This window comes from Corynebacterium sp. KPL1814 (assembly GCF_000478175.1).
In the GTDB taxonomy this organism is placed as follows: Bacteria; Actinomycetota; Actinomycetes; order Mycobacteriales; family Mycobacteriaceae; genus Corynebacterium.
Window position 1 is genome coordinate 25658 of record NZ_KI515778.1, and the last position, 16069, is coordinate 41726.

Here is a 16069-nt window from a genome sequence, read left to right on the forward strand (position 1 = left end):
TTGAAAGTTCTCCACCATGGAGGCGGCCCACGCAGGAGACACTTTGCGCATTCCGCGGCATTTCTCATGTCGCACGCCCTGTGCTCTTGCACGGGGCTTTTCTTTTTGGAAGGCCCCGGCGGAAAATAAAAGAGATGTTTTGGAAGGAGGCGAGAGACAATGGCAAACCCAAAGAACACTGCAGACTTGGCAGAGCTGAAGGAGAAGCTGGCCGATTCTAGCTCCGTCGTTTTGACTGAGTACCGCGGCCTGACCGTATCCCAGCTGCAGGAGCTGCGTAACAACCTGGGCTTTGACGTTGACTACTCCGTCGCCAAGAACACCCTCTTCAAGATCGCTGCCAACGAAGCTGGCATCGAAGGTCTTGATGATTTGCTGACTGGCCCGACCGCAATTGCGTTCATCAAGGGCGAGGCAGTAGATGCTGCGAAGGTCATCACCAAGTTTGCTGATGACAACAAGGCACTCGTCATCAAGGGTGGCTACATGGACGGCGACGCATTGTCTGCGGAGCAGGTTCAGGCCATCGCCAAGCTGGACAACCGCGAGACCACCCTCGCAAAGCTGGCTGGCGCTATGAAGGGTTCTATGGCGAAGGCAGCCGCTGTCTTCAACGCTCCTGCAACCAAGGCGGTTCGCACCGTTGTTGCTCTGCAGGACAAGAAGGAAGCAGAAGCTTAAGTCGTCCCAACAGACGCACACATAAAACACCGTGCTTGCTACCTCATCACCGGGGAACAAGCACACAACACAGAAAGGACTTGCCATCATGGCTAAGCTCACCAAGGACGAGCTCATTGAAGCTTTCAAGGAAATGACCCTCATCGAACTGTCTGAGTTCGTTAAGGAATTCGAGGACGTCTTCGACGTTGAGGCTGCTGCACCGGTTGCTGCTGCTGCACCGGGCGCTCCGGCTGAGGGCGGCGCTGCCGCTGCTGAGGAGCAGACCGAGTTCGACGTCGTTCTGACCGACGCTGGCGCTAAGAAGATTGGCGTTATTAAGGCTGTCCGCGAGCTCGTCTCCGGCCTGGGCCTGAAGGAAGCTAAGGAAATGGTTGAGGGTGCACCTAAGGCCATCATCGAAGGCGCTTCCAAGGACGACGCTGAGGCGGCTAAGACCAAGCTGGAAGAGGCTGGCGCTTCCGTCGAGCTCAAGTAATTTTACTGAGCTTCACGCTTTCGAAGCCCCCACTCTTACCGCGCTATACGCGGTGGGAGATGGGGGTTTCTCCCGTTTTGCGGGTTCCTTGAGCTTAGTGGGTCGTTGCGACGACTCTAATAATGATTGTCTCAGCGGTAGACTCAAGTTTCAAAGTGTGACACTATAGGATTGTGGAATTTAGGAGAGATAGCTTAGAGCTGTTTCACATTAATGGTAAATCGCCCAAGTACGTACCTCCTGAATTGCGGAAAGGATTACGCCGGAAGTTGATCATGATTGATCGATCTGCGACAGTTTCTGATTTAAGAGTTCCGCCAGCGAATCACCTGGAAAAGCTTAGAGGTCAGTTCGAAGGCTTTTATTCGATTCGAGTAAATGCACAGTGGAGGATAATTTTCCGGTGGACAGAGAAGGGAGCTATCGATGTTGACTTCATCGATTACCACTAATGGGTCTGAAGGAGCACTGGACATAGTTCCTGTGCCGCACCCAGGTGAGGTATTAAACGAGGAGTTTTTAACGCCTTTAGGTATTACTCAATATCGCTTGGCTAAGGACGTTTTTAGCAGCAAATCCCAGATTTGGAAGCTCGTCCGTGGGCGAATTGGATTGAGTGCGGATATGGCTTTGCGTCTTTCAGCGTATTTTGGCAATTCCGCCGAATTCTGGTTGGGGTTGCAAGAAGAATATGACCTTTGGTGCGCTCGCCGCACGACGGATACGAGCGGCATTATCGCGTGGGATAAGCACACGGCGTAGGAATCTTAGGTTTAGTCCGGTGAGGCCCGCCTGTAGAAACTAGGATTCGGGGGCTAGCGCTGTAGAATTAGCCCCCATGCTGCCCAAGTCCCGCATCTTTTCCGTCCTTTTACTTGGCCTCGGCGTAGCGCTGGTGGCCGCCGGAGTAGCGGCGCCGGCGTTTTTGGATTTCTCGCCGCGGTTGCCGTTGGAACTTAAAAACACCACGTGGACCCTTAAGGATGAGTCCGCGGATTCCCAAGTGGTCAATAAGGATGGAACGTCGCCTTATTCCGGGCCGATGACCTACCAGATCAATGCGGGCATCCAAGAGCCTTCGGATGAAGATACTGCGACGCTGCGCATAGGGGAGACGCGCCTGCGCGGCGATGGTCAGGGCATCGACGATTTAAGCCAAGCGCAGGTGTGGACCTATCCCATCGACCGCCTGAGTGGTGAGGCAGAGGCAGAAGCCAGCCTGAGCCACACTTTGGCTAGCCCCGAAGATCAGGTGGCCATCGACGGGTACTGGCTGAAATTCCCAGCGGATGCGGAGAAAACGAACTACCCGGTCTTTGACCCCACCCTGCGCAAGGCGGTGGACGCGGTCTTTGAAGAAGAGACTGAAATAGAAGGCCGCACGGTGTATCGCTACCACCAGGAAATCGAACCAACGAACGTAGCGCAGCTTTATGCGGCCGATGGCAATACCACCTCCTTTCCTAAAGAAGACGGAGGCCAAGAACCTGGCTATTTGATGCACTCGGGCAGCCGAGACTTCTACGTCGACCAAGCTACGGGCCTAGTTGTGGGCATGGATATGGACATCGATGACTACTACGCGGACCGCGAGGGCGTAGGGCGCGAGCGAGCCTTTGTGTTTAATGGCTCCACTTCAGAGGAATCCCGCGCGGTGTTGCTGGAGGAAGCGGAATCGTTCCCACGCAACCACGTGGCGCAAATAGCGCGCTGGACAGCCCTGGGCATTGGCATCGTGCTTACCTTTATTGGGGTTATTGGGGCGCTTGGAATATATGACCGCAAAAACAAGCATGTGCAGCGGCGAAATAAGAAAACGCCAGCGAAGTGAATAACGAAAGTGCCAGCTAAGAGCCTTAAGCGCGATTCGGGTTGCGGTCGAATGAGTTTTTAGTGGTACGGTGCTTGTGGTTGGCCCGATAGACGCGGTGCAACATTATTGCCGCGCTGGCGCAGCGGCGAGCGAGAGCTTGCCCCCTAGCGCGGAAAGAAAAACCCTTAAGAGTGGTGTGTCTTTACATGCCTGAGTTTTTCCTATATACTAATTCGTTGCGCTGGAATCTGGATCTTCGGTGCACATTTAGCCTTTCGGGTTGGTGATGGCAAAACCGACTTGACAAGGTGATTTTGTGCATTCTGAACCCAGACACTCCACAGCAGACCGAATGCTAAAATTACCAGCGGTTTTGTTGCTCGTCGGCCAGGGCGAGTAGCAATCCGCGTGAGGTGCTGGAAGGACCCATCTTGGCAGTCTCCCGCCAGACCAAGTCAGTGGCCAATATCCCCGGAGCCCCGAAGCGATACTCGTTTGCAAAAATTAGCGAGCCTATCGCCCTGCCGGGCCTCCTTGACGTACAACTCGATTCCTTTGCTTGGCTCGTCGGCTCGCCGGAATGGCGCGAGCGTGAGCAGGCTGAGCGCGGCGATAACGCACGCGTGACGAGTGGCCTTGAGGATATCCTCGAAGAGCTCTCGCCGATTCAGGACTACTCGGGCAATATGTCCCTGTCCTTGTCGGAGCCTCGCTTCGAGCCGGTGAAAAACACCGTCGATGAGTGTAAAGAAAAGGACATCAACTACTCCGCGCCGCTGTACGTGACCGCAGAGTTCATCAATAACGACACCCAAGAGATTAAGTCGCAGACCGTCTTCATCGGTGATTTCCCGATCATGACGGATATGGGTACCTTCATCGTGAACGGTACCGAGCGCGTCATCGTCTCCCAGCTGGTGCGTTCCCCGGGCGTGTACTTCGACCGTTCCATCGATAAGTCCACCGAACGCCCGCTGCACTCCGTGAAGATTATTCCTTCCCGCGGTGCTTGGCTGGAGTTCGACGTGGACAAGCGCGATACCGTCGGCGTGCGCATTGACCGCAAGCGCCGTCAGCCGGTAACCGTCCTGTTGAAGGCTCTGGGTTGGACCGAGGAGCAGATCAAGGAGCGCTTCAGCTTCTCTGAGCTCATGATGTCCACCTTGGAATCTGACGGTGTATCCAATACCGATGAAGCGCTGCTGGAGATCTACCGCAAGCAGCGCCCAGGCGAGCAGCCTACCCGCGAGTTGGCGCAGTCCTTGTTGGATAACTCCTTCTTCCGCGCTAAGCGCTATGACCTTGCCAAGGTTGGTCGCTACAAGGCCAACCGCAAGCTGGGCCTTGGCGGCGACCACGACGGTCTGATGACCCTCACTGAAGAAGACATCGCCGTCACCTTGGAGTACTTGGTACGCCTGCACGTTGGCGAGCGTGAGATGAAGGCACCAAACGGCGAGATGATCTCGCTGAACACCGACGATATCGACCACTTTGGTAACCGTCGTCTGCGCACCGTGGGTGAGCTCATCCAGAACCAGGTCCGCGTCGGCCTGTCCCGCATGGAGCGCGTCGTGCGTGAGCGCATGACCACTCAGGATGCCGAGTCCATTACTCCGACGTCCCTGATTAACGTGCGTCCGGTCTCCGCTGCTATCCGCGAGTTCTTTGGTACCTCCCAGCTCTCGCAGTTCATGGACCACAACAACTCCCTGTCTGGCCTGACCCACAAGCGCCGCCTATCCGCGCTAGGCCCGGGTGGTCTGTCCCGTGAGCGCGCCGGCATCGAGGTGCGAGACGTGCACGCTTCGCACTACGGCCGCATGTGCCCGATTGAGACCCCTGAGGGTCCAAACATTGGTCTGATTGGTGCGCTGGCGTCCTACGCCCGCGTGAACCCCTTCGGCTTCATCGAGACCCCGTACCGCAAGGTCGTTGACGGCAAGATTACGGACCAGGTGGAGTACCTCACCGCTGATGAGGAGGACCGCTTCGCCATTGCTCAGGCCGAGGTCGAGCAGGACGAGGAAGGCCGTTTGATTGGTGAGCGCATCGAGGTCCGCCTGAAGGAGGGCGACATCGGAGTGACCGATGCCTCCGGTGTGGACTACGTTGACGTTTCCCCGCGCCAGATGGTCTCCGTTGGTACCGCCATGATTCCGTTCTTGGAGCACGACGATGCTAACCGTGCCTTGATGGGTGCGAACATGCAGAAGCAGGCGGTTCCGCTGGTTCGTTCCGAGGCCCCACTGGTGGGTACCGGTATGGAGCAGCGTGCTGCCTATGACGCCGGCGACGTCGTCATCACGCCAAAGGCCGGTGTGGTAGAAAACGTCACCGCCGACGTCATCACCATCATGGATGATGAGGGCCAGCGCGATACCTACATCCTGCGCAAGTTCGAGCGCACCAACCAGGGCACCAACTACAACCAGACCCCGCTGGTGTCCATGGGTCAGCGCGTAGAAGCCGGCCAGGTTTTGGCCGATGGCCCAGGTACCCACAACGGCGAGATGTCGCTTGGCCGCAACCTGCTGGTTGCATTCATGCCGTGGGAAGGCCACAACTACGAGGACGCCATCATCCTCAACCAGCGCATCGTGGAAGAGGACATCCTGACCTCCGTCCACATCGAGGAGCACGAGATCGATGCTCGTGACACCAAGCTGGGCGCTGAGGAAATCACCCGCGAGATTCCAAACGTCTCCGAGGACGTCTTGAGCGACCTCGATGAGCGCGGCATCATCCGCATCGGTGCTGACGTCCGTGCCGGCGATATCCTGGTGGGTAAGGTCACCCCGAAGGGTGAGACCGAGCTGACTCCGGAAGAGCGCCTGCTGCGCGCCATCTTCGGTGAGAAGGCCCGCGAGGTGCGCGATACCTCCATGAAGGTTCCGCACGGTGAGGTGGGCAAGGTCATTGGTGTTGCTCGCTTCTCCCGCGATGACGATGACGACCTGGCACCTGGCGTCAACGAGATGATCCGCGTCTACGTTGCGCAAAAGCGCAAGATCCAGGACGGCGATAAGATGGCCGGCCGCCACGGCAACAAGGGCGTTGTGGGCAAGATTTTGCCGCCAGAGGATATGCCGTTCATGGAGGACGGCACCCCGGTGGACATCCTGCTGAACACCCACGGTGTGCCGCGTCGTATGAACATCGGCCAGGTGCTCGAGCTGCACTTGGGCTGGTTGGCTCACGCTGGTTGGAAGGTCGACACCGAGGATCCGGCTAACGCCGAGCTTCTCAAGACCTTGCCGGAAGAGCTTTACGATGTCCCAGCGGACTCCTTGACCGCGACCCCGGTCTTCGATGGTGCTACCAACCACGAGATCGAGCGCCTATTGGCATCGTCCCGCCCGAACCGCGACGGCGACGTCTTGGTCAACGAGCACGGCAAGGCCACGCTTTTCGATGGCCGGTCCGGCGAGCCGTACAAGTACCCCATCTCCGTGGGCTATATGTACATGCTCAAGCTGCACCACTTGGTCGATGAGAAGATTCACGCCCGCTCCACTGGTCCTTACTCCATGATTACCCAGCAGCCACTGGGGGGTAAGGCTCAGTTCGGTGGCCAGCGCTTCGGCGAGATGGAGGTGTGGGCAATGCAGGCTTACGGCGCTGCCTACACCCTGCAGGAGCTGCTTACCATCAAGTCCGATGACGTGGTAGGCCGCGTGAAGGTCTACGAGGCCATCGTGAAGGGCGACAATATTCCAGATCCGGGCATCCCTGAGTCCTTCAAGGTGTTGCTCAAGGAGCTGCAGTCCCTGTGCCTGAACGTGGAGGTTCTTTCCACCGACGGCACACCGATGGAGCTGTCTGGCTCTGATGACGATGACATGGATAGCCCATCGCTTGGCATTAACTTGTCCCGCGATGAGGGTTCTTCCGCTGACATCGCCTAAATAGATTCTCGGTCCACTGCGGAATGCACGGTTCCGGTGTTTAACACCGGGGCCGCCGCGGGCGGGCAATAAAGATTAATTCATTAAAAGCCATCAATTCCTCACATGACGAGGATGAAAGGGAGACATTACGTGTTTGACGTAAATCTCTTCGACGAGCTCCGCATCGGTCTGGCCACTGCTGACGATATCCGTCGCTGGTCTAAGGGCGAGGTTAAAAAGCCCGAGACCATTAACTACCGCACGCTGAAGCCGGAAAAGGACGGCCTGTTCTGCGAGCGCATTTTCGGACCTACCCGTGACTGGGAGTGTGCTTGTGGTAAGTACAAGCGCGTCCGCTACAAGGGCATCATCTGTGAGCGTTGCGGCGTTGAGGTCACCAAGTCCAAGGTGCGTCGTGAGCGCATGGGCCACATCGAGCTGGCCGCTCCGGTAACCCACATCTGGTACTTCAAGGGCGTTCCTTCCCGCTTGGGCTACCTGCTGGACCTGGCACCGAAGGACCTTGAGCGCATCATCTACTTCGCTGCCAACATCATCACCTCCGTTGATGAAGAGGCTCGCCACAACGATCAGTCCACTCTGGAAGCAGAAATGCTGCTGGAGAAGAAAGACGTTGAGGACGATACCGAGTCCGAGATCGCAGAGCGCGCTTCCAAGCTGGAATCCGACTTGGCAGAGCTGGAGGCAGCCGGTGCGCGTGCCGATGCCCGCAAGAAGGTACAAAACGCTGCTGATAAGGAAATGCAGCACATCCGCGAGCGCGGCGAGCGCGAGGTCGCACGCCTGGATGAAATCTGGAACACCTTCCTGAAGCTTGCTCCGAAGCAGATGGTCATCGATGAGACCATCTACGAAGAGCTGGTTGACCGCTACGAGGATTACTTCACTGGCGGCATGGGTGCAGAAGCCATCCAGACCTTGGTCCGTAACTTCGACCTCGAGGCAGAGGCCGAGGAGCTGCGTGAGATCATCAACAACGGCAAGGGCCAGAAGAAGATGCGCGCGCTTAAGCGCCTCAAGGTTGTTGCCGCATTCCTGAACTCTGGCAATGACCCGGCAGGCATGGTGCTGGACGCTATTCCGGTTATCCCGCCTGAGCTGCGCCCGATGGTGCAGCTGGACGGTGGCCGCTTCGCCACCTCGGACCTGAATGACCTGTACCGCCGCGTTATCAACCGCAATAACCGCCTAAAGCGCATGATCGACCTGGGTGCACCAGAGATCATCGTGAATAACGAGAAGCGCATGCTGCAGGAGTCTGTGGACGCGCTCTTCGATAACGGCCGCCGTGGCCGTCCGGTTACCGGCCCGGGTAACCGCCCGTTGAAGTCCTTGTCTGACTTGCTGAAGGGTAAGCAGGGTCGTTTCCGCCAGAACCTGCTGGGTAAGCGCGTGGACTACTCCGGTCGTTCCGTTATTATCGTCGGTCCGCAGCTCAAGCTGCACGAGTGTGGTCTGCCGAAGCTGATGGCACTCGAGCTGTTCAAGCCCTTCGTTATGAAGCGCTTGGTCGAAAACGACTACGCCCAGAACATCAAGTCTGCAAAGCGCATGGTGGAGCGCCAGCGCCCAGAGGTTTGGGATGTGCTGGAGCAGGCCATTTCTGAGCACCCTGTGATGCTCAACCGTGCGCCTACGCTGCACCGCTTGGGTATTCAGGCCTTCGAACCCAAGCTGGTTGAGGGTAAGGCTATTCAGCTGCACCCGCTGGCTTGTGAGGCGTTCAACGCTGACTTCGACGGTGACCAGATGGCAGTTCACTTGCCGCTGTCCGCAGAAGCACAGGCAGAGGCTCGCGTGCTGATGCTGGCTTCCAACAACATTCTGTCTCCGGCATCCGGTAAGCCACTGGCTATGCCGCGTCTGGATATGGTGACCGGCTTGTACTACCTCACCATGGACAAGGCAGAGGACGAGATCGGCGGCAATGGTCGCTACCGCGAGGCTGGCGAGGACTACCCGGCAACCGGTGTGTACTCCTCTTACGCTGAGGCCCTGATGGCTTATGACCGTGGCACCGTTGGTCTGCAGGCACCGATCAAGGTTCGCATCGATCACCTGCGCCCGCCAGAGGACATCGAGGCAGAGCTCTTCCCTGATGGCTGGTCCAAGGGCCAGGCATGGTTGGGCTACACCACCATCGGCCGCATCATGTTCAACGAGCTGCTGCCGTGGAACTACCCGTACCTTGAGGGCATCATGGTCCGCAAGGGCGGCGGCACCGACGGCAAGGTGCTCATTGGTGACGTGGTCAATGACTTGGCCACCAAGTACCCAATGATCACCGTGGCCCAGGTACTGGACAACATGAAGGACGCTGGCTTCTACTGGGCAACCCGTTCCGGTGTGACCATTACGATGTCTGACGTACTGGTGCTGCCGAATAAGACCGAGATCCTCGAGTCTTATGAGAAGGAAGCAGAGCGCATCGAGCGTAAGTACTGGGAGCAAGGTGCTCTGACGGAGCGCGAGCGTTATGACCGCCTGGTTGAACTGTGGAAGGATGCTACCGACACCGTTGGTGAGGCCGTCGAGAACATCTACCCAGATTACAACCCGATTCCGATGATTGTGAAGTCGGGTGCTGCCGGTAACATGCGTCAGATCTGGACGCTGGCCGGTATGAAGGGCATGGTTGTGAACTCGCACGGTGATTACATCACCCGCCCGATTAAGACCTCCTTCCGCGAAGGCCTGTCCGTGCTGGAGTACTTCAACAACTCCCACGGTTCCCGTAAGGGTCTGGCCGATACCGCGCTGCGTACCGCTGACTCTGGTTACCTCACCCGTCGTCTGGTGGACGTCGCTCAGGACGTCATCGTCCGCGAAAAGGATTGTGGTACCCGCCAGGGCGTGCGTGTTCCTATCGGCGAGGTATCCGGCGACAAGGTCGTCCTCTCCGAGCTGTGGGAGACCTCCGCTTCCGGTCGCGTACTTGCCACCGACGTCAAGGACGAGAACGGCGAGGTCGTCGCAGAGGCTGGTGCTGACTTGACCGAGGAGCTCACGCAGAAGCTTCTCGATGCCGAGGTCACCGACGTCAAGGTCCGCTCCGTGCTGACCTGCCAGACCCCGGCTGGTGTCTGTGCTAAGTGCTACGGCAAGTCCATGGCTTCCGGCCAGTTGGTCGACATCGGCGAGGCCGTCGGCATCGTGGCTGCACAGTCCATTGGTGAGCCTGGTACCCAGCTGACCATGCGTACCTTCCACCAGGGTGGTGTCGGTGGCGACATTACCGGTGGTCTGCCGCGTGTTCAGGAGCTCTTCGAGGCCCGTAACCCGAAGAACCGCGCACCGATTGCCTCCGTGGACGGCACCGTGTCCCTGTCCGATGAAGGCAACTTCTGGACCATGACCATCACCCCGGATGACGGTTCCGATGACGTGGTCTACGAGAAGCTGTCCAAGCGCCAGGGTCTGGCCCAGGTGCGTCGCCCGATGGAGTCCAACCCGGATGCGATGATCGAGCGTTCCTTGAAGGACGGCGACCACGTTGAGACCGGTGACCGCTTGATGCGTGGTGCGGCTGACCCGCACGACGTGCTCGAGGTTCTGGGCCGTCGTGGCGTGGAGCAGCACCTCATCAACGAGGTGCAGGCCGTGTACCGCACCCAGGGTGTGGCCATCCACGACAAGCACATCGAGATCATCATCCGCCAGATGCTGCGCCGCGGTACCGTCATCGACGCCGGTACCACGGAGCTGCTGCCGGGCAACCTGATCGACCTTTCTGAGGCCAAGCAGATGAACGCTGCACAGGTTGCAGAAGGCGGCGAGCCGGCGCAGCTGCGCTCGGAGATCATGGGTATTACCAAGGCCTCCTTGGCTACCGAGTCCTGGCTGTCCGCTGCTTCGTTCCAGGAGACCACGCGTGTGCTTACCGATGCCGCTATTAACAAGCGCTCCGATAAGCTCATCGGCCTCAAGGAAAACGTCATCATCGGTAAGCTGATCCCGGCCGGTACCGGTATCTCCCGTTACCGCAATATCTCCGTCAAGCCGACCGAGGCTGCGCGCAACGCCGCTTACTCGATTCCGACTTACGGCGATTCCATCTACGGCGATGACGGCTTTGGTGAATTCACCGGCGCCTCCGTCCCGCTGGATGAGGACTTCACCTTCTAAGTCCTAGGCGCTCGTGCCCCTCGGCACCGCGTCCAGTCAGAGCCCCCGCTTCCGTGTTAAACGGTAACGGGGGCTCTTGCCGTTGGAGTCTGTTGGCGCGGTTGAGCACGCCAATTCGGCCGCCGAATTGGTTGTGGGGACCCGTATGCGTGCCTGCTAGTATGAGTAAAGCCTGTGCCCAGATAAGTAAAATGTGGGCCTTGGGCTATTTGATTTAAACCATTACACGGGAGCTTTCAGAATCTGTGGGCCCGTGGGGCGCACAGGCCGCATCGGCACAGAAATGAAGGCTGAGATACTGCGATATGACGCGGTGAACCGTTGAACCTGATCCGGGTAATTCCGGCGAGAGGGAGGAAATAATGACTGCTAATACTACTGGGGCCGCAGCACCAAAGCGCAGCTTGGACTGGCGCGTGGTGGACATCGTGGTGGCATCAGTCTTGGGTGTTGCCTGTGGTTTCGTGTTCTTGGGCTGGAATGCCGTGGGCTATGCTTGGTACGAGGCCATGGATGCTCTTACGCCGGGTCTTGGTGGCTTGGCCACCGGCATCTGGCTGCTGGGCGGCATCCTGGGTGGCTTGGTTATCCGTAAGCCGGGTGCGGCGGTGTACGTGGAGGTCCTTGCCGCGACGGTATCGGCCGTCTTGGGTTCACAGTGGGGCATTAGCACCCTGTACTCGGGCCTGGCGCAGGGTATTGGTGTGGAGATCATTCTCGCCATCTTCATGTACCGCCAGTTCAACCTTGGGGTGACCATCCTGGCCGGTATGGCAGCAGGCTGGGGCGCCTTTGTCCTAGAGCTGTTTACCTCCGGTAACCTCGCGAAGTCCTTCGAGTTCAATATGATCTACTTGGTCACGTTGACCATTTCCGGTGCTATCTTGGCCGGAGCCCTGGGCTTTTATGTGGTGAAGGCATTGGCAAAGACCGGTGCCCTTGACCGCTTTGCAGTAGGCCGCGAACAGCGCGCTTAGGGCTTAGACCGCTGTGACTGATTTTTCACGCTTAGCAGGAAACGCCACAAAAATTGCGGCCCGCGGCTACGGCTGGACCCACGCTGGGCGCTCCCAACCGGCGCTGCAGGACATAGACCTCGTCATCGAACCCGGTGAGAAAGTCTTGCTGTGCGGGGATTCCGGTTCCGGAAAATCGACGCTATTGGCGGCGATGGCAGGTGTCTTGGGTTCCGATGAGGAAGGCACGCGCACCGGCGAGATTACCTTGGAGGATTCTGCGGGCACGGTCGAAGAGCCGGGTCGGACCATTCCGGTGGGGTTGGTCCTGCAGGATCCGGACTCGCAGGTCATCTCCGCGCGCGTGGGCGACGATATCGCCTTTGGCTGCGAGAACCTGGCATATCCGCGCGAGGAGATCTGGCGCAGGGTGCAACAGGCTCAGGAGCTGGTTGGCCCCTACGTGGACCTGGATTTTCCTACCGAGCACCTCTCCGGCGGGCAGAAGCAACGCCTGGCGCTTGCCGGGGTCATCGCCATGGGCGCGGGCGTGGTCCTATTGGACGAGCCCACCGCCAACCTGGATCCGGAAGGGGCGCAGGACGTGGTGCGGGCCGTCGGCAAGCTGGTGAAGCACACGGGTGCCACCTTGGTGGTGGTCGAGCATCAGCATGCGGCGTGGGAAAGCGTGCTGGACCGCGCAGTAGAGCTGAAGGATGGGCGCATTATCTCTGATGCCCCCTTTGCTGACGTCGCCCGCAAGCGCCAGGTCACCGGTCTCCCGCAGGCGCGGTCACGGGCAAGCGATGCCCTCGATGAGTCCAACGCGGCGCTGTGGAGCAAGGATTTGGTAACCCGCTATGGTCCGCCGCGATCCATCTCCCTGCCGGCGGGGGCCTCGACCGTCATTACCGGGCGCAATGGCGTGGGAAAATCCACGTGGCTGATGACGATGGCGGGGCTACTTCCGGCCGAGTCCGGGGAAATCGGGGTCGCTGACTTCATCCGCCGCGGCGTGAAGGGCCCTCCTTCCCGGTGGAAATCCCGCGAATTGGCGGACCGCATTGGCTTCGTTTTCCAAAATCCCGAACACCAATTTGTCTCCCGCAGCGTGGAAGAGGAATTGCGGGTCGCGCCCAAGGTCATGCGCGTCGATCCCCCAGAGAAACGCATCGCCCAGTTGGTGGAATCGCTGCGCTTGGGGCACTTGCTCAAGGCCAATCCGTTTACGCTATCCGGCGGCGAAAAGCGCCGGCTTTCGGTAGCAACGGCTCTGGTGACCGCGCCGGAGGTGCTGCTATTGGACGAGCCGACCTTTGGCCAGGATCCCGGCACCTTCGTGGAATTGGTGGGCTTGTTGCGCCAATTGGCCGATGAAGGCACGACGATTGCGTCCATTACCCATGACCCGCTGTTCATGGCGTCCTTGGGCGATTACCAGGTGGAGGTGCGCGGTGCCTAATCTTCTACGCAATGTAAACCCGCTGACCCGCATCTTCTTGATGTTCGTCTGGGTTACGCCGCTGCTTGCCTCCATCGACTGGGTATCGGCGGCGATATCGCTAAGCCTGACACTCATCTTGGCGCCGTTATGTGGCGTCTCCTGGGTGCGCTTGTGGAAGGCCGGTTGGTTCTTATTCCTTATCGCCCCGCTATCGGGCATTTCCATGCTGCTCTATGGCGCGCCCGGGGGAGAGGAGTACTTCAGCTGGTGGCTGATTACGGTGACGGAAAATTCGCTCACCTTGGCCATTGCGATCACGCTGCGTGTGCTTGCGGTCGCACTACCAACGGTGGTGCTCGCACGCGATATCGATCCCACCGAGCTTGGCGATGCCCTCTCGCAGATCCTCCGCCTTCCCTCCCGCTTCGTTATCGGCGCCGTGGCCGGCGTGCGGATGATGACGCTCCTGAAATCCGATTGGCAATCGCTCGGCATGGCGCGCAGGGCCCGCGGGCTCACGGATGAAGGGCGCTTCAAGCACTTGCTTACGATGTCCTTTGGTCTGTTGGTGATTGCTTTGCGCCGCGGCGGCAAGCTTGCGACCGCGATGGAAGCACGCGGTTTCGGGCGCACCCCACCCGGAGGAGGGGAGCGGACCTGGGCCCGAGAATCCAGGCTGCACGCCCACGATGGGTGGGTGATGGCCTGCGGCCTCGCCCTTGCTTGTGTACCGGTGGTAACTTCGGTACTTACTGGGGCCTGGAGATTCTTTGGCCTTTAATCCGCGAAAGCAGTGATTCAAGCACTATGGACATTGATGCCGAACAAGAGCGCCTCTTGGAGGACATCGTTAAGCTAGCAGCCTCGCGAAAGCGTGCGTTTAAACCCGTCACGGTGCTTATCGATGGTCCCTCGGGCTCCGGCAAAACCTGGACCTCCGCCGCCTTGGCAGATCGTACCAATTGGCGGGTGGTTCACCTCGATGAATTCTATCCCGGCTGGCATGGGTTGGAGAAGGGCTCCGAGATGGTGGGCGAGCAGGTCTTGCGCACCATGAATCCCGGCTATTGGCGCTGGGATTGGGAAGCCAATTGCCCCGGGGACTGGGCTAGCCTCGACGTGCGCGATGATCTCATCGTCGAGGGCGTTGGCTCCGTGACCGCTGATAACATTGCGGCCGCGAAAAAGCGCGGCGCGGTAGTGACCGTGCGCATCGATGGCCCCCGCGAGCAGCGCTATGAGCGCGCGATTGCGCGCGAGCCGGCCTATGAGAAGTGGTTTACCACCTGGGAAGAGCAGGAGAAATCCTACTTTTCCGACAAGGCTGCAGAGCCAGACCTGACGTGGGAGTGGTAACCCTTCCGCGCAGTCGGCAGGATGGCCTAGCTGTTTTGTGTTCGTAGCGCTGGCTTTGCTAGTCTTATCTCTAGTTCACTATGTACCGCGCACCCTGTGTGAATATGGCGCGCAAAGAACATGGTGAAAAGTCTGATCCTTAACAAGGCACCCGCCTTGGGAAGAGTTCTGGACATGCGGCAGCGCCCCGGGAAAGAGCGCCTATTTTTGCATGTTTGGTTCCCTTCTTAAGAAGTGGTGCAATTCGACAGAAAGACTGTTTAATGCCAACTATTCAACAGCTGGTCCGCAAGGGCCGCCAGACCAAGCGCAAAGAGGTCTCTACCGCTGCGCTGAAGGGTTCCCCGCAGCGTCGTGGCGTGTGCACCCGCGTGTACACCACCACCCCGAAGAAGCCGAACTCCGCACTTCGTAAGGTTGCCCGTGTGCGCCTTACCAGCGGTATCGAGGTTTCGGCCTACATCCCAGGTGAGGGCCACAACCTGCAGGAGCACTCCATGGTCCTCGTCCGCGGCGGCCGTGTGAAGGACCTTCCAGGTGTTCGTTACAAGATCATCCGCGGCTCCCTGGATGCCCAGGGCGTCAAGGACCGTAAGCAGGCTCGTTCCCGTTACGGCGCAAAGAAGGGACAGTAATAAACAATGCGTAAGAATGCTGCTCCGAAGCGTCCTGTAGTAAAGGACCCGGTATACAACTCCGAGCAGGTAACCATGCTCGTCAACAAGATTCTCCAGGATGGCAAGAAGTCCACCGCAGAGCGCATCGTCTACGGCGCGCTTGAGGCTTGCCGTGAGAAGACCGGCACCGACCCGGTTGGCACCCTGGAAAAGGCCCTGGGCAACATCCGCCCGGACCTCGAGGTTCGCTCCCGCCGTGTGGGTGGCGCTACCTACCAGGTGCCGGTTGAGGTCCGCCCAGACCGTGCCAACACCCTGGCACTGCGCTGGATGGTGACCTTCACCCGCCAGCGTCGCGAGAACTCCATGATCGAGCGTCTCTCCAACGAGATCCTGGATGCCTCCAACGGCCTCGGTGCTTCCGTGAAGCGCCGTGAGGATACCCACAAGATGGCTGAGGCTAACCGCGCCTTCGCCCACTACCGCTGGTAATTTTTAAGCACCTTCATCAATGGCCTAAGCAACGAGAAACGAGTTTCGCGCTGATTTCCGGGTTTCCCGGCGGCGAATTAAAACTTCATATCTCTTGCTTAGGCCATTTTGGTGGCACGCGGTGTGATTTAGTCCAGCACAGCTGGCCTAGTCCAGCGCATTCGCTTTGTGTCCAGTACACTGAAGCGATGGAAGT

At 58.8% G+C, this 16069-nt stretch carries 13 protein-coding genes and 1 riboswitch; all 13 genes read left to right on the forward strand.

Translation table 11 applies throughout. The features are described 5' to 3' along the window. Window positions 1–159: 159 nt before the first annotated feature. The 13 genes from rplJ to rpsG all read left to right on the forward strand — a co-directional run bounded on the left by rplJ (window position 160) and on the right by rpsG (window position 15873). A complete protein-coding gene (gene rplJ / locus HMPREF1257_RS09845) occupies window positions 160–681 on the forward strand; it encodes a 50S ribosomal protein L10 (protein WP_023025159.1) in 522 nt (173 codons plus the stop codon). Between the two features lie 88 nt (window positions 682–769). After that, a complete protein-coding gene (gene rplL / locus HMPREF1257_RS09850; protein ID WP_023025160.1) occupies window positions 770–1159 on the forward strand; it encodes a 50S ribosomal protein L7/L12 in 390 nt (129 codons plus the stop codon). A 173-nt stretch (window positions 1160–1332) separates the two neighbouring features. After that, window positions 1333–1611 (forward strand): type II toxin-antitoxin system RelE/ParE family toxin, encoded by a 279-nt coding sequence (locus HMPREF1257_RS12040; RefSeq protein ID WP_084529702.1) that lies wholly within the window; start codon window positions 1333–1335, stop codon window positions 1609–1611. Further along, window positions 1586–1921: a HigA family addiction module antitoxin gene (locus tag HMPREF1257_RS09855; RefSeq protein ID WP_023025161.1), complete on the forward strand. Its 336-nt coding sequence runs from the start codon at window positions 1586–1588 to the stop codon at window positions 1919–1921. The genes HMPREF1257_RS12040 and HMPREF1257_RS09855 overlap by 26 nt, the downstream gene beginning before the upstream one ends. Before the next feature lie 76 nt (window positions 1922–1997). After that, complete coding sequence (locus tag HMPREF1257_RS09860; protein ID WP_023025162.1) at window positions 1998–2990, forward strand: DUF3068 domain-containing protein; 993 nt, start codon at window positions 1998–2000, stop codon at window positions 2988–2990. Window positions 2991–3385: 395 nt separating this feature from the next. After that, window positions 3386–6880, forward strand: a complete 3495-nt coding sequence (locus HMPREF1257_RS09865) for a DNA-directed RNA polymerase subunit beta (RefSeq protein WP_023025163.1) — start codon at window positions 3386–3388, stop codon at window positions 6878–6880. 132 nt (window positions 6881–7012) lie between these two features. Then, window positions 7013–11008 (forward strand): DNA-directed RNA polymerase subunit beta', encoded by a 3996-nt coding sequence (locus HMPREF1257_RS09870; protein ID WP_023025164.1) that lies wholly within the window; start codon window positions 7013–7015, stop codon window positions 11006–11008. Window positions 11009–11224: 216 nt separating this feature from the next. Continuing rightward, window positions 11225–11380: riboswitch (TPP riboswitch) on the forward strand. Further along, window positions 11371–11985, forward strand: a complete 615-nt coding sequence (locus HMPREF1257_RS09875) for an ECF transporter S component (RefSeq protein ID WP_023025165.1) — start codon at window positions 11371–11373, stop codon at window positions 11983–11985. It overlaps the preceding riboswitch by 10 nt. Before the next feature lie 13 nt (window positions 11986–11998). Further along, entirely contained in the window at window positions 11999–13426 is a 1428-nt protein-coding gene (locus HMPREF1257_RS09880; protein ID WP_023025166.1) for an ABC transporter ATP-binding protein, read from the forward strand. Next, window positions 13419–14189: an energy-coupling factor transporter transmembrane protein EcfT gene (locus HMPREF1257_RS09885; RefSeq protein WP_023025167.1), complete on the forward strand. Its 771-nt coding sequence runs from the start codon at window positions 13419–13421 to the stop codon at window positions 14187–14189. Before HMPREF1257_RS09880 ends, HMPREF1257_RS09885 begins: the two co-directional genes overlap by 8 nt. Window positions 14190–14215: 26 nt before the next feature. Next, complete coding sequence (locus HMPREF1257_RS09890; protein WP_023025168.1) at window positions 14216–14764, forward strand: hypothetical protein; 549 nt, start codon at window positions 14216–14218, stop codon at window positions 14762–14764. A 263-nt stretch (window positions 14765–15027) separates the two neighbouring features. Then, a complete protein-coding gene (gene rpsL / locus HMPREF1257_RS09895) occupies window positions 15028–15399 on the forward strand; it encodes a 30S ribosomal protein S12 (protein WP_005276879.1) in 372 nt (123 codons plus the stop codon). 6 nt (window positions 15400–15405) lie between these two features. Next, window positions 15406–15873 carry a 30S ribosomal protein S7 gene (gene rpsG / locus HMPREF1257_RS09900; protein WP_023025169.1) on the forward strand — a complete coding sequence of 156 codons (468 nt, stop codon included), beginning with the start codon at window positions 15406–15408 and terminating at the stop codon, window positions 15871–15873. Window positions 15874–16069: the final 196 nt, after the last annotated feature.

What these genes read in the sequence shown, in the direction of transcription:
- rplJ (WP_023025159.1), top strand. Translation starts at nt 160, where the DNA reads ATGGCAAACCCAAAGAACACTGCAGACTTGGCAGAGCTGAAGGAGAAG.
- rplL (WP_023025160.1), top strand. Translation starts at nt 770, where the DNA reads ATGGCTAAGCTCACCAAGGACGAGCTCATTGAAGCTTTCAAGGAAATG.
- HMPREF1257_RS09855 (WP_023025161.1), top strand. Translation starts at nt 1,586, where the DNA reads ATGTTGACTTCATCGATTACCACTAATGGGTCTGAAGGAGCACTGGAC.
- HMPREF1257_RS09860 (WP_023025162.1), top strand. Translation starts at nt 1,998, where the DNA reads ATGCTGCCCAAGTCCCGCATCTTTTCCGTCCTTTTACTTGGCCTCGGC.
- HMPREF1257_RS09875 (WP_023025165.1), top strand. Translation starts at nt 11,371, where the DNA reads ATGACTGCTAATACTACTGGGGCCGCAGCACCAAAGCGCAGCTTGGAC.
- HMPREF1257_RS09890 (WP_023025168.1), top strand. Translation starts at nt 14,216, where the DNA reads ATGGACATTGATGCCGAACAAGAGCGCCTCTTGGAGGACATCGTTAAG.
- rpsL (WP_005276879.1), top strand. Translation starts at nt 15,028, where the DNA reads ATGCCAACTATTCAACAGCTGGTCCGCAAGGGCCGCCAGACCAAGCGC.
- rpsG (WP_023025169.1), top strand. Translation starts at nt 15,406, where the DNA reads ATGCGTAAGAATGCTGCTCCGAAGCGTCCTGTAGTAAAGGACCCGGTA.